Raw genomic sequence first — 15,855 nt, 5'->3', positions numbered from 1 at the left:
CTCAACCGGCCACCCCACCACCGCACCTCACCAAGGGAGCTTCGATGAGCGAGAACACCCCCCTCGACTACGCGTCAGCTGGCGTCGACACCGTGGCAGGAGACCGCGCTGTCGAACTCATGAAGGAAGCCGTGTCACGTACGCACGACGCGACCGTCCTCGGCGCAACCGGTGGATTCGCGGGCATGGTTGATGCTTCGGCGTTGCTTGGCATGAAGAAGCCGTTGCTCGCCACCTCCACGGACGGCGTTGGTACGAAGATTGCTATCGCGCAGGCCATGGACATCCACGACACCATCGGCCAGGACCTGGTTGGCATGGTCGTTGACGATATCGTCGTGATCGGCGCACGCCCCGTGCTGATGACCGACTACATCGCGTGCGGACACGTTGTCCCCGAACGTATCGCAGCGATCGTCACCGGCATCGCTCGCGCCTGCGAAGCAACCGGAACCCCGCTGATCGGTGGCGAAACCGCGGAACACCCCGGTGTCATGGAACCCGACGACTACGATATCGCTGGCGCAGCAACCGGCGTTGTTGACGCTGACATGTTGCTTGGGCCAGAACGCGTTGCTGACGGCGACGTGTTGATCGCTATGGCATCATCCGGCCTGCACTCCAACGGATACTCGCTGGTGCGTTCCGTTGTCGCGCGAACCGGGCTCGCGCTGGATGCCCACGTTGAAGAATTCGGTCGCACGCTCGGTGAAGAACTCCTAGAGCCCACGCGCCTGTACACCACGTTGTGTCTTGATCTGATTGGTCAGTTCGGCGTTGGAATGCTGGGTGAAGCTGGCGCTTCTTCGGCGGAGTCTGTGGCGGGTGCTGGCCTGACCGGCATTCACGCCCTGTCCCACGTGACCGGTGGCGGACTGGGAGCAAACCTCTCCCGTGTCCTCCCCAAGGGATCACTTGCGGACGTCGATCGCGGATCCTGGGTTGTCCCGCCGGTCTTCGACTGGGTGCGCCGTGGCGGATCCGTCAGCTGGGAAGGCATGGAAGACTCGCTCAACCTAGGCGTTGGCATGGTTGGTGTTGTTGGCGCTGAAAGTGCAGACGCTGTCATGGCTGCGACTAAGGCTACTGGCATTGATGCATGGGTTCTCGGCACCGTTCGTTCCGAAAAGAACGCTGATGACGAATCTGGCTTGACTGACGCTCGCATCATCTCTGGAACGAAGGGCGTGAACGCGGGAGCTGTTCGCCTGCACGGCCAGTACCGAATCGCTTGAGAAACTTCGTCGGAAGGTGATCGGAAGGCCAGAAGGTCCCGCTTCATCGAAAGTCGGAAGCCCTTTATTGGAAAGCTTCGCATCACCCCATACACCCTCCCATCACCTCATACAAAGAGTGCCGAAGCCCCACCCGGGGTTTCGGCACTCTTCTATTCACACGTGAAATGGGTACACGAAGACCAGCGTATGAGCTAGTCATCAACAAACCTCTTCAGTCAGCGTCGGCAATGCACCGTAGTGGCACTACGTGACACCGTGAGTTCAACGGAACGCATACGGGTGCGTCACTTGGACGGGTTGATCCAGAAGTCCTCGTCGAGCTCGGGAGATTCCTCCGCATCATCGGCGTCGGCAAAATCCGCGTATTTGGAGTAGAGGTCGTCTTCTTCGTCCTGCTTGTCCTCTGCGTCCTCGTAGTCGTACTCGTCGTAATGAGAGTGCTCAGAGGAAGCGAGCTCGCGCTGCAAAGCGTCGAGATCGGTATCAGGACTGAAATACTTCAGCTTGCGTGCGACTTTCGTCTGCTTGGCCTTTTGACGGCCGCGCCCCATGGCGTCGACCCCCTCCGCGTTGTTCGGGTCCGCGCGAGGCGGTGCCCTGGTTAATGAAAATGTGTCGTGGGAACATCATAGCGTTATTCGGGCGCAATGCTCACATGCGTCCATACCCACGGGCGCGCTTGGTTCCCCGGCGCTGCCGGCAAAAAGCCGGTTTTTCAACGAAATGATCGAATAAGAATCTGAAAATCAGTGCTTCTTACGAATGATGTTGAGAACGATCAGACCGACAACTGTGGCCGCTCCGGCCACCGCGATACCGACCTTCTTCAGGGCCTCGGGTTCGCCATCCTTGGCATCCTGAACGGTGATCTGAGCCTGAGTCTGGAAGTTGGCGAACTTTGCCTTCGCGGTTTCCTTCGTCTGATCCATGATGTACGACGGCTGAACACGACCGAAGAGCTCATCGACGGTGGCCGTCATTTCGGCGCGCGTAGTCGCCAAGTCGGCGAGAATCTGAGCTTCGGTGCGCTCGCTGGTTTCCTTGATGTCGCTCACTTGCCCAAGCCTTTCTTCAGCGCGTTGATGTCACGGGTGATGTGTTCCTTCGGATCCGGCTTGTCTGCCTGCGACTTCTTCAAGAACGAGGCACCAACAAGCGCCAAAATCAGCACGATCAGGAGCAGAATGCCGGTGGTGATGAGCGAGGCGGCCCACGCGGGAAGAGCGATTGCGATAGCGATCTCGACGGTGTGGAACACCCATCCGAGCAGGTAGAGCGCAAAAACGGCTGCAACCGCAAGCAGGACGCCACCGATGCCGATCCTCTTCACAAAGTTCTTAGCTTTGAGCTTGTTCAGCTCGATTTCGCCGTTGACCAGCGTCGTAATCTGCGAGGACAGGGTCGCAAACAGTTCCCCCATCGATGCGGGGCGAGCTTTTGCTGCCTTGGGTTCCTCGATCGGTTCGAGCGGAGTTGTCATCGGTGACGCTCGCTTCCTGAGTTCGTTTCTTGCGGTAGGTTCCGCGCTTTACTCCAGTTTCTCACGTTCTGCGCGCCCCTGCAGTCGTATGTGGTGACCGCGCAGATCGGAGCCTATTCCGGGATCACCGAACCGGGGAGCTCGTCCAAGATCTTGCGCGCTTTGTCGATGACTTCTGCCTGTTGGGGCGTGGGTGCGTTATGTCCCGTTCCGTTCGATGGATACGAGGCTTGGCCAGCATGTGAATGTGCGGCTTCGGCAAGGGCTTCTCGGCCGTTCGGCGATGCGAGCAAACGAATCGCTTGAGTGATCGGATCGGGTTCTTCATCCCGGCGGGGCAGATCGACCGGATGCGTTGAGTCGGCATCTTCGTCTGCTATCGGAGTGTCGTCTTCCTCCGGCGCATCCTCGCTTTCGTTGAGGGGTACAGACACATCGGCATCCGTTGAATCATCTTCGGGAGTAATCTCCAGATCGCCGGCTTCTTCAGCGTGCGAAGGAGTCCGAACAACCTCGCTGGTGAAAGGTGTCAGCCTCGTGAAACCGGAGTATCGCGGTTCCGCAACGGGCTCTTCAGAATCAGTGGCGTCTGCGTCATCTGTTTCCTCCTCGAGCTTCAGTTCTTCCGAATCGGGAAGTTCATCAGAAACAGTATTCGAATCCTCAGACTCAACGTCTTCGCTAAGCTCCGCAGAATCATCGCTCGTGTCCGTCTGAGCCTCTTCGGTGGCGTGATCCGTCAAAGGCCTCCACTGAATCGCAATCTGTACATCATGCTCACCATCAGCTAGCGGTTCGCTGTCCTGGGTCTGCGATGAAGAATCCTGATCCAGAGTGGAAGCCCCGGCCTCGTCCCCAGAAAGTGACATGGGCAGAGAAAACGAAACTGACGGAGAAGCCGACGTTGCCGAAACTGAAGTCGCAGGTAGAGCCGAAGGAATCGGACCTAAGTAGGTTGCGGGGTTATCAACATCCTCGCTCTGAGCCTGCTTAATCGCCTGAAGCGTCGGGTGAATAAGGTCCGCGCTCAACACCGAGTTGGCCAGCAGTACAGCACGTTTGCACGAGGCCGCGACCTGCGCATCAGCCGTCGCACAGATGACGGTCGCATCGAACTGCGTGAGACGGCTCAACAAGTCGATCGCCTCAAGCCTGAGCGGAGCCGGAAGGAACGTCGGGTCATCCGCCAGAATAATGTCGCCACCAGCGATAACAGCCTGCGCCAGAAGAAGGGCATACAGGTCAATTTTCTTCAACGAAGACGTCGGCGTATCCAACAGATCCTTCAACCCCAGAATCTGAGTAATCGAATGGAACGTCGACGCCCGCGCGCTCACCCCGGTCAGAGCAAGAGGAGCCACAAGGTTCTGGCGGACAGTCAACGACAGGTTCAACGGCGAAGACGCGGTAATCAGAGCAACCGAGGCGCTACGACCAGGCCGATTCGCGTGTCGGCTACGCACAAAAACGGCCCCAGAATCAGGCTGGGAAAACGACGCAATCACATCAAAAAGAGCCCGCGCACGCTTACCCGTCGGATCATAAATCGCGGTCAGTGAAGCCGAACGGAACCCCAAAGAAACACCGTTGAGCAGGCGAATCCCCTGATCAGACTTCGCCGTCACGTCACGCAAGAAGACGGTCACAGTTTCGCCTGGCCCTGGCGCATGATGAGACTTAGCGCTCTTGAACCAAGGTTTGCGACCGTGTACGTCGATGTCCTTTGTCATATCAGCATTGTCTCAGATTGAGGCACGTTGCCGTGCGTGTGTTGGATCAGCATGACCCCTATAGTGGGAGGCGCGTACGAGCCCGAAGACGCGAATAGCCGTTATTTCCTGCGATGCATGAAGGAAACGCAACCAGTGACCTCGTGCATATGAAAACGGGAGCGGGGCTCGGGATAAACAAAAACCCCGAAAGTTTGTGAACTTTCGGGGGATCTGGTGGCTCCGACCGGCGTCGATCCGGTGACCTTTCGATTTTCAGTCGAACGCTCTACCAACTGAGCTACAGAGCCAGTAACCGGACCGGCAGGTCTGGTCGGCGACCCCGACGGGACTTGAACCCGCGACCTCCGCCGTGACAGGGCGGCGCGCTAACCAACTGCGCTACGGGGCCTTACAACAGGTAAGACCTATTGAGTTATTTTCACTGTTCAGCACGAGTGCCGTCAGAGAGTACCCCCAACGGGATTTGAACCCGTGTCGCCGCCGTGAAAGGGCGGTGTCCTAGGCCGCTAGACGATGGGGGCCTTTTCGGCCACCACAGTGGCGTCCGAAGACGAGGAAAAGCATATGTGTAAAATGGGGTGGAATGCAAAACGGAATCATGGTGAACCGACTCACAGTTAATAAAAATGGCTAAAATTCGCTGAAAACTCCATATTGTTTCTCTCCGATTTGAGGCTTTCGGTGTCCGCGTCTAAGCCCGTGCGTCTTCAGCAATCTGAAGAATCACCCCCTAGGCTTGGACTATGACTTTGCCGACTCTGTTTTCTTCGCACATGCTGACCCTCTGGGGGGCCTCGTATATAGCCACGGAAGCTGATGCGCAATCTGATGGCACCCAGTCGGGCGTTGCGGAAGTCGCGGTGAGCAATGCCATTGATATTGCTTCACTGCTGCTCAGCGCAGCAGTGGCAGCGGTGATCGGTTTCGTCGTTGCCGCGTTTGTTTCCGCACTTGTCGGTCGAACCTTCCGTCGTTGGCCTGTGGGAGCCGCGCTGGTGAAGCGCGTTCACACACCCCTGTATGTCACAGCGATGGTCTGGGGCGCGTGGATTGGACTGAATTGGCGCCTGCAAGAAGCAGATCTGACAAAATGGTCGAACGGGGCCCTAGTCTCCAGCGCCCTTCACGGTCTGCTGATACTGGCGATTGTTGCGATGACGTGGATTCTGTATTCGGCAGCGTGGGTTTTTGAAGACGCGGCGCGTCTGCGTAACCGTGCGGATCAAGGGCGTTCGAGGCGCTTTGCAACCCAAGCCCAGGTGCTACGACGTTTGACGCAGGTTCTCGTTGTGATTGTCGGTATCTGCGTCATTCTGGGGACGTTCGCGGCCGCGCGCCAGGCGATGGGAACCCTACTTGCATCCGCAGGTTTGATCTCCGTGATCGCAGGTCTTGCCGCGCAACAAACCTTAGGCAACGTATTCGCTGGAATTCAGCTTGCTTTCACGGACGCGATCCGCGTAGGCGACGTTGTTGTAGCGAACGCGAGGGGAGAGTCGGGTGCGATTGAAGAAATCACGCTCTCGTACGTGGTTGTCCGAGTGTGGGATGAGCGACGCCTGATTATTCCTTCGACCTACTTCACCTCAACAACCTTCGAGAACTGGACACGACGGGCTGCCGCTCAGCTGGGAACGGTCGAAGTCCAGCTGGACTGGTCTGCTCCGATGGCGCTGATTCGCCAGAAGGTGGAGCAGATCCTGACCTCGACGGATCTGTGGGACGGGCGTACGTGGAACGTTCAGATGACGGCATCCGATACCTCGACGGTCACGATCCGAATTCTGGTGTCCGCCGCGAACTCTGGAAACCTGTGGGATCTGCGTTGCCACTTGCGAGAACGCTTGATCGAATGGATTGTTGCCGAAGAACCGTGGACTCGGCCGTCGACGCGCATTCAGACCTACCAGGGAACACCGGTTGCGCATGACACCTCTCGCGCGCAGGTTGCAGCGTTCGCTGCTGAATTGCGCTCGATCGCCGGAGACACCTCGGTTCCGCTGGGTCAAGAGTCTGGTAATACGGCGATCGAAGATGCGCGTCACGCCCTTGAAGGTGAGGATGCAGGCATCGATGCGGAGCACGCTGCTCGTATGGTCGCGGCACGCCGTAAAGCAAAGCGTGCGCGTCGACGTGCAATGGCGGATCGTATACGCGACTTGGCTGAAGCGGGCGATCGCGGAGAGGCCTCTCCGAGCGACGATTCGTCGACCCAGGTGATGACTCGCGGGACGCTACAGAAGGTACTCGAAGCTGTTGCGAAGGGTGTTCAACCGGGTACCGAAGAATCTTCATCGCCAGTGTCTGGAACGCAGGGCGTAACGGCCACGGGGGCTATCGGCACCCACGAGCTCAGTGAAAAAAATGGGTCGGCTAGCACCTTAGAGCAAGCCACCTCGTCTTCGCAGAGCGAGCAGAGCGAAAAGACTTCTTCGCAGAGTAAAGAACCGGACGCCATAACAATGACCCTGACAACCAGTGGCAAGGGCGAACGCTTGTTCTCCGGTTCACCTGACGCTGAAGAACGATCCGCGATCTTCGCCGGCCCGGGTGAAGACGCGCTCGCGGAACGTGAAGCGACGCGTCAACGTCGCGAGCGCGAACAGGAAACACGCGAGCAAGAAGCAATGAACGCCACCGGATCCTTCCCGGCCATCGTGTGTGATGGCGAAGAATCTGGCGACGGTCATGACGAAGATCTGACGGAAACGAAGATCCAGCACCTCTGATTCGCTCTGGGTGTCATCTACCCGCGTGAAGGTAAGTCCGAAGGTTAATCGCGAATCGCGACCTCGTCCCTCAAGGGCGACAATAGGTGTATGACTGATTTTCCAAGCTTGAACGATGCAGCGAACATGACCGATGCGCAGTGGAAGCGTATCTTGACGCCGATGCAATACCACGTGCTACGCGAGGCGGGGACCGAACGCCCCTTCACGGGAGAGTTGCTGGGGGAAACTCGTGACGGCGCGTATCACTGCGCGGCGTGTGGTGCCCAGCTGTTCGATGCGAGCACCAAGTTCGAATCGCACTGCGGTTGGCCGAGCTTCTATCAGGCGAAAGACGCGTCGACGACCGAGATTGAAGACCGCTCGCACGGCATGGTTCGTACCGAGGTTCGTTGCTCGAACTGCGGTTCGCACCTTGGTCACGTGTTCCCGGATGCGCCGAATCAGCCGACGGGCAACCGCTACTGCATGAACTCTGCAGCGCTCACTTTCGTGCCCGCGGGCGGATGATGCGCGGTGCCATCGCTTCCTTCAAAGTCGGGGCTGGACAGGGTTCCCGCTCAGTTTTTCATCGTCGGTTCGGCGCTGATCCAGTACGTTGGCGCAGCTATTGCAATCGGCCTGTTTGCACAGATGTCGCCTGCTTCGGTCGCATGGTGGCGAGTTTTAGTCGCCGCGAGCATCCTGCTCGCGTGGCGTCGCCCGTGGCGTGAAAAGTGGAGTCGCAAAGATCTTGTGACGTCCATGGTTTTCGGTGTGTTCATCATTTCGATGAACTCCACCTTCTACGAAGCCATCGCTCGCCTCCCGCTTGGTGCGGCCGTGTCGTTGGAATTCGTGGGCCCCGTTCTGGTTGCGATTTTTAGGGGACGAGGCCCAGCGCCACGCATCGCCGCCCTCCTTGCGTTTGCTGGGGTTGTGTCGATCTCTGGGCTTGGGTTGGACCTTGATGCGCCCGGCGTGAAGGCTGGTATTGTCTGGATTCTGTTGGCGGCGACTGCGTGGGCTGGCTACATCATGGTCGGTCAGAAGCTTGCGTCGAAACGGTCGGCGGTATCGAATCTGGCAGCGTCGCTCGGTTGGAGTGCGCTGTTCAGTTCGGTTGTGTTGGCTCCCGGTGGCGTCGGAGGTTTTACGTCTGCGCACTTGTTCGGGGCGCTCGTCGTGGTGGGTGTGCTGTCGACGGTAATTCCGTTTAGTTTAGAAGCTTTGGCGATGTCGCGTGTCAGCGCAGCAACCTTTGCCCTGTTTACGGCGATGCTTCCGGCAACGTCGACGATTGTGGGTGCGGTGATGCTCCGTCAGCTCCCAACGCTGGGTGAGCTGGGTGGACTCGTGCTGATTTCCATTGCAGTCTGGATTGCGTCGTCCCCGCGCTTCCAGCGCTGAAGCGTAGTTCTGGCCGGACTTACGGTTCCCGGTTCTGGCTGACGTGCACGCGGGTTGCTTTGTGATGGGCTTGGGTCCGAATTTCGGCGGGGGATTTTTCTTCTTTGAACCAGTGTGTCGCAGGGTGCGCCCAGCTACGCCCGAAGTCCGATGAGCGAGTTGGCGTCACGCAATTGGAGTGCCGTCGCCATGGTGTTTCTGCGCCCCTTGATGCGACGAGTCATCTCTATGAGGAGAATGCGGAGAAGCCGACGAAGGGTCGGATTCTAAGATTCTTGGTAGACCCCCCAATGTGGAAGGCTAAGGGGTGAGCTATGCGGAAGGCAGGTGCGCACACTGATCTGCAACCATGCAGGTGAAGTGGCATTTGAAAAGCCGACGAAGCAAGTGGTGGTAGGCCCAGGGGGACTCGAACCCCCAACCCACGGATTAAAAGTCCGCTGCTCTACCATTGAGCTATAGGCCCAGCGGTTTCGGTCGCGCCAAAGCGCGTGAACCGCCCAAGATCGTAAAGATCTGTCTCTATTGTAATAAGGATTCTTCTAATGGTTAAATCGTGTTCACCGCGTCGCCCCGCCATGTTGACGCCAACGAAGGCGGAGTCAATCGTCGGCGACGAGGACACGGCGGCAAGTTCCGGCTTGGCGCATTCGAGTGCGTGGGCGCTGATGGGCGTGGGCGATGAGGATTTTGACCGCGAGGCCACGCTTCGTCTTCGGGCTCTTGTCCGGAACCTGGGCGTGGACCAGGTGGCACACCTCTGGTCGCGTAGCCCGGAGTTCACTCTGCCGGGTGCTTTGTGGCGACTCTATCTTCTACTCGAGTGGTATGAACGCGAGCCCGGCCTCGTTGATGAGCGATACGTGGATGGGGCGCACGCCGATATTGTTCCGGGACTGGAACACCCTCTGAACTTGCCGGAGTTAGCGGACGTGATGGCGGATGTCGCACGACTGCTGACCGGCGAGCTGACGGACGATGATCTGGAAGAGGTCATCACGGACGCGTCGAATGCGATGCGAGTGCTGGCTGCTGGTTTCGGTGGTGGCGGTTCGTGGATCACGGATCCGAATGATCCGCTGGCCTACCCGGTTTCGACGCGTGCGAAGGCGCTTTTGAAGACGGCGGAAGAGCTGTCCGTCAGTGCGCGTGAGGCGCATGTTGGTGCGCTCGAATAGTGAGTCGGCGGGGTACGAGGGCACTGCAAGAGCACAATGTCCGCACGTTGTGATTCTTTGGTGCGTTGAAGCCCTTTTGGCGTGCGAAAACGCCCGCTCAATGACACCATAGAAGGCAGTTCAATGCGCCAACGCGCATAAAGCAACGATGCTTGAAGAGGCCCTCATGTCGAACGACGAACCCACATTCTCTGCGCCCGACGACTCGTGGCCGGGACCGGTCATGCCCGACGAGCGCGATGATGCGCAGAACACGGACGCGACTCAGATGACCAATGGTGTTCAGACCGCTCGGGCAACAGAGATGTTTGTGCCTCCGTCGCAGGCTGGCGGGCTTGTGGGCGTTGAACATGAGGATTCTGAGTATGACGACGATGTGGCCACGCCTCGTATTGTGCTCCCCGCTTTGACGACTGACGTTGATATGTCTGCGCCAATCGGAGAGGACAAGCCACTGCCGAAGGGGCGTTTCGCGGATCGTGAGATCTCGTGGATGGCGTTTAACCAGCGTGTCTTGGAACAGTCGGAAGATCCAACGTTGCCACTGCTAGAACGCGCCTGGTTTACTGCGATTTTCTCGTCGAACTTGGACGAGTTCTACATGGTGCGCGTTGCCGGTTTGAAGCGTCGCATCGCCGCGGGGATCGCGAAGAAGGGCGCGTCTGAGTTGGAACCGCGTCAGGTGCTTGAGGGAATTCAGGCACGTACGCAGGAGTTGACTGCGCGTCAGGCGCGTGCATTCCAGGACGATATTCTGCCGGCACTTGCTGAGCAGGGGATTCGTTTGGCTCGATGGGATGATGTGTCTGAAGATCAGCGTGCTCAACTCACCCGCTACTTCCGTCGTCAGATTTTCCCTGTTCTGACCCCGTTGGCGGTTGATCCGTCACACCCGTTCCCTTACATTTCCGGCCTGTCTTTGAACCTCGCGGTTGTTGTCCGCAATCCGCTGACAGGCAAACTGCACTTCGCGCGCGTGAAGGTTCCCCAGTCGCTTCCGCGCCTGATCAACGTGGATTCTGTGATCGGGGGTGGGCCTGCGGAATCATATGTGGCGACTGATGAAGGCACGACGTTCATCACGCTCGAAGACGTGGTGCGCGCGCACCTTGAGCACCTGTTCCCCGGTGTTGAAATCGTTGAAGCTCACGGGTTCCGAGTGACGCGTAACGAAGATCTTGAGGTCGAAGAAGACGATGCTGAAAATCTGCTGACGGCGATGGAGGAAGAGCTTCTGCGCCGTAAGTTTGGCCCGGTTGTACGCCTTGAAGTTGAGGATACGATTTCATCGTTCGTCCGTGACTTCCTGATCGAAAAGCTTGAGATTTCGCCGGCTGACGTGGTCAGCGTTCCGGCTCCGCTGGACTTGACGCTCTGCAACGAATTGCATGATCTGGATCTAACGGACTTGAAGTACACGAAGTACGTGCCGGTGACCGCCGCTGGCTTGGCGGAGTTCGAGTCGGCGCGTGCGGGTGATATTTTCGCTCAGATCCGCTCGCATGATGTTTTGCTACATCATCCTTACGATTCGTTTGCGACGTCGGTGCAGGCGTTCATCACGCAGGCTGCCCGTGATCCGAATGTACTGGCAATGAAACAGACGCTGTATCGCACCAGCGGTGATTCGCCGATCGTGTCGGCGATGATTGAAGCAGCGCAATCCGGCAAACAGGTCGTTGCAATTGTCGAGATCAAAGCCCGTTTCGACGAGGAAGCGAATATCGGCTGGGCGCGAAAACTGGAGCGTGCGGGCGTCCATGTCGTGTACGGCATGGTCGGTTTGAAAACGCACTGCAAGCTCTCCTTGGTCGTCCGCCAAGAAGCCGACGGTTTGCGTCGCTACTGCCACGTGGGCACAGGTAACTACCATCCAAAGACCGCGCGTGGCTATGAGGACCTTGGCCTGCTTACCTGCGATCGTGAGGTCGCTCAGGACCTGACCCGCCTATTCAACCAATTGTCCGGGTATGCGCCTCGTTCGACGTTCCACCGACTGCTGGTTGCCCCGCTGTCGATTCGCGATGGGCTCATTGAACGCATCAACGCCCAGATCGCGCGCAAGAAGGCTGGTGGCGAAGCGTGGATTGGTATCAAGGTGAATTCCGTGGTCGACGAGGCCGTGATTGACGCCCTCTATCGCGCTTCACAGGCCGGAGTGAAAGTCGACGTTCAAGTTCGAGGCATCTGCGCGATCCGCGCCGGAGTTCCCGGCTTGTCTGAAAACATACGCGTCCGCTCGATCCTTGGTCGCTACCTGGAGCACTCGCGTATTTACGCGTTCGGGGGGCCCGGTGAGGAAGAAGTGTGGATTGGCTCTGCCGATCTGATGCACCGCAACCTGGATCGTCGCGTTGAAGCATTGGTTCGCATGAGCGACCCCGACCAGGTTGAGTATCTCGCAAACTTGATTAGGCGTGGCGTTTCATCGAAGACCTCATCGTGGGCGCTGAAGAAGAGCGGAAACTGGAAGCGTCATCAGGTGAACAAAGACGGCTCGCCCCTTGTTGATCTGCAAGTTGAGTTGATGGAGGCGGCCTCGTCGCGCGTGATCGGGCGGTAACGCAAGGGGTGGCGCGGGTTCGCTCGACGAGGATCGCGCTCTGAAGTTGAGCCAGCAACTCGGCGTGGTCGCTTGGCGGGCGCGCAACTGCTGTGTGATCTCCGTTGATTCAGCGGGTGGGGCGCCGTGCCGGTAGGCTAAGGGGGTGTCTCGTTCGATTCGCCCGGCTCCAGTCCCGACGCGCCTTGTGCGCGCTGCGGGAGCTTTAGTGTGGCGTTTCGTTGATCCCGAGCGTCGGGGCGTTCCCGGGCAGGTGATTGTGCCCGAGGACATTGAAGTCCTCATGGTTCACCGTCCTCGTTACAAGGACTGGTCGTGGCCGAAAGGTAAATCGGAAGCGAACGAACCGATCATCTGCGCCGCCATCCGCGAGGTCGAAGAAGAAACTGGCGCCTCCGTTATTTTGGGTGCTCCGCTGACAACTCAGCGCTACCGGCTTGGCTCCGGACAGACGAAGGAAGTTCGCTACTGGGTGGGCACGCTGGCCGACGATGACCGTCGCACCGGTCTTGACACGTCAACGATCGCGCCTATGGCGACTGCTACGCCGATTTCTGCGCCAGTGTCTACACCGGTGAAAGTTCGTATTTCTCCGGCTATTTTCGCGAACCGCAAGAAGGGGCAGGCTCTCAAACCGGCTCCTGTGCCTACTCACATGCCCGAACCCGCGGACAAACAGCCAGTCGTTTCGCCTGTACAACTGTCGCAGCCCTCTGCTATTTCCCGCGTTCGCACTCCCGTGAAGCCAGCTCCGGCCAGCGAAATTGATGAGACACGCTGGGTGTCACCCGATCAAGCCGAGCAGATGCTCACCCGCCGAGGTGACCGGCGACTACTCCAAGAGCTCGTTGCGCGAGCGGAAGAAGGCAGGCTTGTTACCGTCACGTTGGGCCTCGTTCGCCATGCGAAAGCGGTGTCGCGTACTCAGTGGGCAGGCGATGAGGCCTCGCGCCCGTTGACGCGCTTGGGCGTGCGACAGGCGATGGGCTTGGTTGATGTTCTCAGTGCGTTTGGGATTGAGCGCGCCGTGTCGTCGTCGTGGATTCGTTGCCAGCAGACGCTTGGCCCGTGGACGAGCGTCGGCGGAGGCCAGGTTGAGGTTCGCGACGAGCTCACGGAAGCTGCGGTTGCGGCTGATCCTGCGTCGGCTTCGGCGGTTGTTGCGCAGTGTGTGCGCCAGACGAACGCGGTTGTTGTGTGCGCGCATCGACCGACAATTCCGGCGCTGTTGGATCCGATCCGTGCGGTCACGCCTTCGACTTTGTTGCGCTTGTTGCCTTCTGAGAGTCCGTGGCTGACAACCGCGCAGATGCTGGTTGTGCATATTTCGCATGCGTCGGGTCGTCCTGAAGTGGATGCTATCGAGACGCATGGTACGCGTACGAAGGATCTTCTGGGGCTCTAGGGGCGGCCAACTTCGTTCAGCGCGTTTTTGGGTCGGATTGCTGTTCTCGGATGCTTGGGTCTGATTTTCTCCGATAGGTGCCGTCGTTCAAGACTGCTCGGATTGTTATTGAGTTGTTCAGCAACAGTCGTTTGACGTTCGACTTACGCGAAACGTAGTCGAAACCACGGTGAGTAAACAGGTTCGTTGCAGTGAGCGTTGAACCCATGACACCGGCATTCGTTGTAAGAAAAGACTCGATCTGTTTCCGAGAGTCGACTGGAAGCAGGGATTACCGTCAATTGCGTCTTTCTAGGTGCAGAAGCACCCACTTATCAACAAGCGTGAGGTTCCCATTTTTTTATCCACAATTTCTTTTCAGTCCACTCGCACCCACGTGCGCCGAGCGGAACACTGATGGCAACGACAGGCGTCGTCGTGAAACCCACTTCTCGCAAAGCTGATCGCCAAGTTGGTGGGTTCCATATGTATTCCCATCAGTTGAAAGGAATTTGATGATGGTGGATTCTTCTGTGCCTAGGGTGGCACACTACTCACGGCTGAGGTCTATCTTAGCCTCTCTTGTAACGATGGTGGTTGTGTGTGCCTCGTTGACTGCTTTGGCTCCTGCTTCTGTTGCTGCGGGTTCGTGGGTTCGTGGTGTGCCGATTGCTGGATTGTCTGGCTGGTTGGGGACGTGGATTCCCTATAGTGGTCAGCCGGTTCCTGGTTTGTGTATTCAGGCTGACGCAGTCAATCCTGCAGCAGAGGTGGTCGTGACACCCGGTCAGTTGACGGTTCAACCTTCTTTGTCTCGTCCGGCTGATTTGAGTGTTGATATTGCGCAGATGGCGTACATCATGAAGTGGTATACGCCAACTTCGCTTGAGTTTTCGAATACCGATGTTGATGCGGCTGCGACTGCTTTTCTTGCTCACGTGAATTTTGAGAACTCGCGTCGTGCTCAGGCGAATGTGAATACGCTTCTTGCTTCCGTTCCCGAAAGCATTCAGTCTCGTGCTCGTCAGATGGTTGCTGAAGCAAAAGCGGTCGGTGTTGTTGGGTGGAAACCTGGTACGGTGACGGGTGAGCGTATGCGCTTTGGCACTATTGACGGCATTGGTGTTACTAATGCTGATGGAACTCTGATCGCGGGCAAACCATTCACTATCACTTTGAACGGTCCGGCTGTCTTCGAAGCGACTGGGACGAACACCTATACGGGAACAACTACCGCATCGCGTATTGATGGTATTCAATGGCGTTCAACAGCGAACGGCACGGTTCACTCGAGTATTAAGTATGACAATCTTGGATACTCTGCTTTGGGATATGCCTCTTCTAGGGGGGTGCGCCAGGATGTGATCTGGTTCGACAGTTCAAGCCTGCGTTCTGAGACGGTTGCGGGTCCGTCGTTTGAGGTGATTTTTGATTTTCAGCCGATTGCTACGTCCAATGTGGGTTCGTCTAAGGTGATTGATTCTCAGACGTTGTCGGACACGATCACTGCCAGTGCTGACCCGAATTATGGTGATGGTAAGTGGCTGGAAATTGATGGCAAGCCGGTTCCGGTTGTGTATGAGGGCACTGCCTATGCGTTGGGCGAAGAGCCGGTAGACCCCCGTGATGAGGTTCCCGCAGATGCTCATGTGGTTGCGACTGCGTCGTTTACTGCTACCGGTCCTGGTGAGCATAGTGTCAATGTTGATGTGGCAGGCTTAGCCCCTGGGTTTTACACGTGGGTGTGGAAGGTTGTCAAGGATGCTCAGCCTGGCACGATTGGTGATCCGGCGATTGACATTAAGGAATTGGTGCACGCCGACTGGCACGACCAGTTCGGGTTGGGTGATGAAACCCTGTCATATCGTTTCAAGGCGAATGTGGATACGAGTTTGTCGGTTCGTACCACCAAGTCGGGCTCGTACCTTGTCGACGACATGTTCGTCACCGAAATGCCTGAGTCTCACCCGAACTTCACTGGTAAGGCTGGGTTTAAGGGTGACGAGCTGACGTTTACGCAGAAGCTTGTGTTTTTCCCTGAAGGCCAGGCGGTCACTGACGAAAACGTTGCGGCCGGTGAGACGATCAGTGAAGTGCAGGTTGATGCTTCACATGGTTTTAAGCCCTCTGTTGGGTCAACCGGGTTCAAGATGAAAGACGG

General features: G+C 57.7%; 12 protein-coding genes, 4 tRNA genes and 1 pseudogene. 8 read left to right on the top strand and 9 right to left on the bottom strand.

Annotated features, from left to right (window positions below; all coding sequences use genetic code 11):
• Nucleotides 1–44 precede the first annotated feature (44 nt).
• On the top strand, nucleotides 45–1,235 hold the full coding sequence (gene purM / locus AC5RE1_RS02025) for a phosphoribosylformylglycinamidine cyclo-ligase (RefSeq protein WP_179370119.1): 1,191 nt from the start codon (nucleotides 45–47) through the stop codon (nucleotides 1,233–1,235).
• 287 nt (nucleotides 1,236–1,522) lie between these two features.
• On the opposite strand, the gene AC5RE1_RS02020 is transcribed toward purM, so the two are convergent.
• The 7 genes from AC5RE1_RS02020 to AC5RE1_RS01990 all read right to left on the bottom strand — a co-directional run bounded on the left by AC5RE1_RS02020 (nucleotide 1,523) and on the right by AC5RE1_RS01990 (nucleotide 4,972).
• On the bottom strand, nucleotides 1,523–1,789 hold the full coding sequence (locus tag AC5RE1_RS02020; RefSeq protein ID WP_006680713.1) for a DUF3073 domain-containing protein: 267 nt from the start codon (nucleotides 1,787–1,789) through the stop codon (nucleotides 1,523–1,525).
• A 195-nt stretch (nucleotides 1,790–1,984) separates the two neighbouring features.
• The gene (locus AC5RE1_RS02015) at nucleotides 1,985–2,293 is read right to left on the bottom strand and encodes a DUF3618 domain-containing protein (RefSeq protein ID WP_179370120.1); all 309 of its coding nucleotides are present in this window, start codon (nucleotides 2,291–2,293) and stop codon (nucleotides 1,985–1,987) included.
• A complete protein-coding gene (locus AC5RE1_RS02010) occupies nucleotides 2,290–2,718 on the bottom strand; it encodes a phage holin family protein (protein ID WP_006680715.1) in 429 nt (142 codons plus the stop codon). Before AC5RE1_RS02010 ends, AC5RE1_RS02015 begins: the two co-directional genes overlap by 4 nt.
• A gap of 113 nt (nucleotides 2,719–2,831) precedes the next feature.
• Nucleotides 2,832–4,448: a P-loop NTPase family protein gene (locus AC5RE1_RS02005; RefSeq protein ID WP_493938256.1), complete on the bottom strand. Its 1,617-nt coding sequence runs from the start codon at nucleotides 4,446–4,448 to the stop codon at nucleotides 2,832–2,834.
• Between the two features lie 214 nt (nucleotides 4,449–4,662).
• Nucleotides 4,663–4,738: transfer RNA gene (locus AC5RE1_RS02000), tRNA-Phe, on the bottom strand.
• Between the two features lie 27 nt (nucleotides 4,739–4,765).
• Nucleotides 4,766–4,839, bottom strand: a tRNA-Asp gene (locus tag AC5RE1_RS01995).
• Between the two features lie 60 nt (nucleotides 4,840–4,899).
• Nucleotides 4,900–4,972 (bottom strand) — tRNA-Glu (locus tag AC5RE1_RS01990).
• 222 nt (nucleotides 4,973–5,194) lie between these two features.
• Here AC5RE1_RS01990 and AC5RE1_RS01985 point away from each other — a divergent pair.
• From AC5RE1_RS01985 to AC5RE1_RS01975, 3 genes are all read left to right on the top strand, one after another.
• Nucleotides 5,195–7,180 (top strand): mechanosensitive ion channel family protein, encoded by a 1,986-nt coding sequence (locus tag AC5RE1_RS01985; RefSeq protein ID WP_493938255.1) that lies wholly within the window; start codon nucleotides 5,195–5,197, stop codon nucleotides 7,178–7,180.
• A 90-nt stretch (nucleotides 7,181–7,270) separates the two neighbouring features.
• Nucleotides 7,271–7,690 carry a peptide-methionine (R)-S-oxide reductase MsrB gene (gene msrB, locus AC5RE1_RS01980; RefSeq protein ID WP_006680723.1) on the top strand — a complete coding sequence of 140 codons (420 nt, stop codon included), beginning with the start codon at nucleotides 7,271–7,273 and terminating at the stop codon, nucleotides 7,688–7,690.
• A 6-nt stretch (nucleotides 7,691–7,696) separates the two neighbouring features.
• Nucleotides 7,697–8,569 (top strand): EamA family transporter, encoded by an 873-nt coding sequence (locus AC5RE1_RS01975; protein WP_006680724.1) that lies wholly within the window; start codon nucleotides 7,697–7,699, stop codon nucleotides 8,567–8,569.
• A gap of 391 nt (nucleotides 8,570–8,960) precedes the next feature.
• Here AC5RE1_RS01975 and AC5RE1_RS01970 read toward each other — a convergent pair.
• A tRNA-Lys gene (locus AC5RE1_RS01970) sits at nucleotides 8,961–9,035 on the bottom strand.
• A gap of 79 nt (nucleotides 9,036–9,114) precedes the next feature.
• Here AC5RE1_RS01970 and AC5RE1_RS01965 point away from each other — a divergent pair.
• The 3 genes from AC5RE1_RS01965 (at nucleotide 9,115) to AC5RE1_RS01955 (ending at nucleotide 13,715) form a co-directional block, all read left to right on the top strand.
• A complete protein-coding gene (locus AC5RE1_RS01965) occupies nucleotides 9,115–9,747 on the top strand; it encodes a hypothetical protein (protein WP_006680725.1) in 633 nt (210 codons plus the stop codon).
• A gap of 166 nt (nucleotides 9,748–9,913) precedes the next feature.
• Nucleotides 9,914–12,310 carry an RNA degradosome polyphosphate kinase gene (locus tag AC5RE1_RS01960; protein WP_006680726.1) on the top strand — a complete coding sequence of 799 codons (2,397 nt, stop codon included), beginning with the start codon at nucleotides 9,914–9,916 and terminating at the stop codon, nucleotides 12,308–12,310.
• Nucleotides 12,311–12,518: 208 nt separating this feature from the next.
• On the top strand, nucleotides 12,519–13,715 hold the full coding sequence (locus AC5RE1_RS01955) for an NUDIX hydrolase (RefSeq protein WP_006680727.1): 1,197 nt from the start codon (nucleotides 12,519–12,521) through the stop codon (nucleotides 13,713–13,715).
• A gap of 16 nt (nucleotides 13,716–13,731) precedes the next feature.
• On the opposite strand, the gene AC5RE1_RS01950 is transcribed toward AC5RE1_RS01955, so the two are convergent.
• Complete coding sequence (locus AC5RE1_RS01950) at nucleotides 13,732–13,923, bottom strand: hypothetical protein (RefSeq protein ID WP_131367606.1); 192 nt, start codon at nucleotides 13,921–13,923, stop codon at nucleotides 13,732–13,734.
• 361 nt (nucleotides 13,924–14,284) lie between these two features.
• On the opposite strand from AC5RE1_RS01950, the pseudogene AC5RE1_RS01945 reads away from it, so the two are divergent.
• Nucleotides 14,285–15,855: pseudogene (locus tag AC5RE1_RS01945) on the top strand (hypothetical protein); the annotation flags it as partial.

It is taken from the genome of Actinotignum sp. usb-actsch-rep-73, assembly GCF_059082735.1.
The sequence above is the reverse complement of the archived record's forward strand: the minus strand, read 5'-3'. Positions and strand labels throughout refer to the sequence as shown.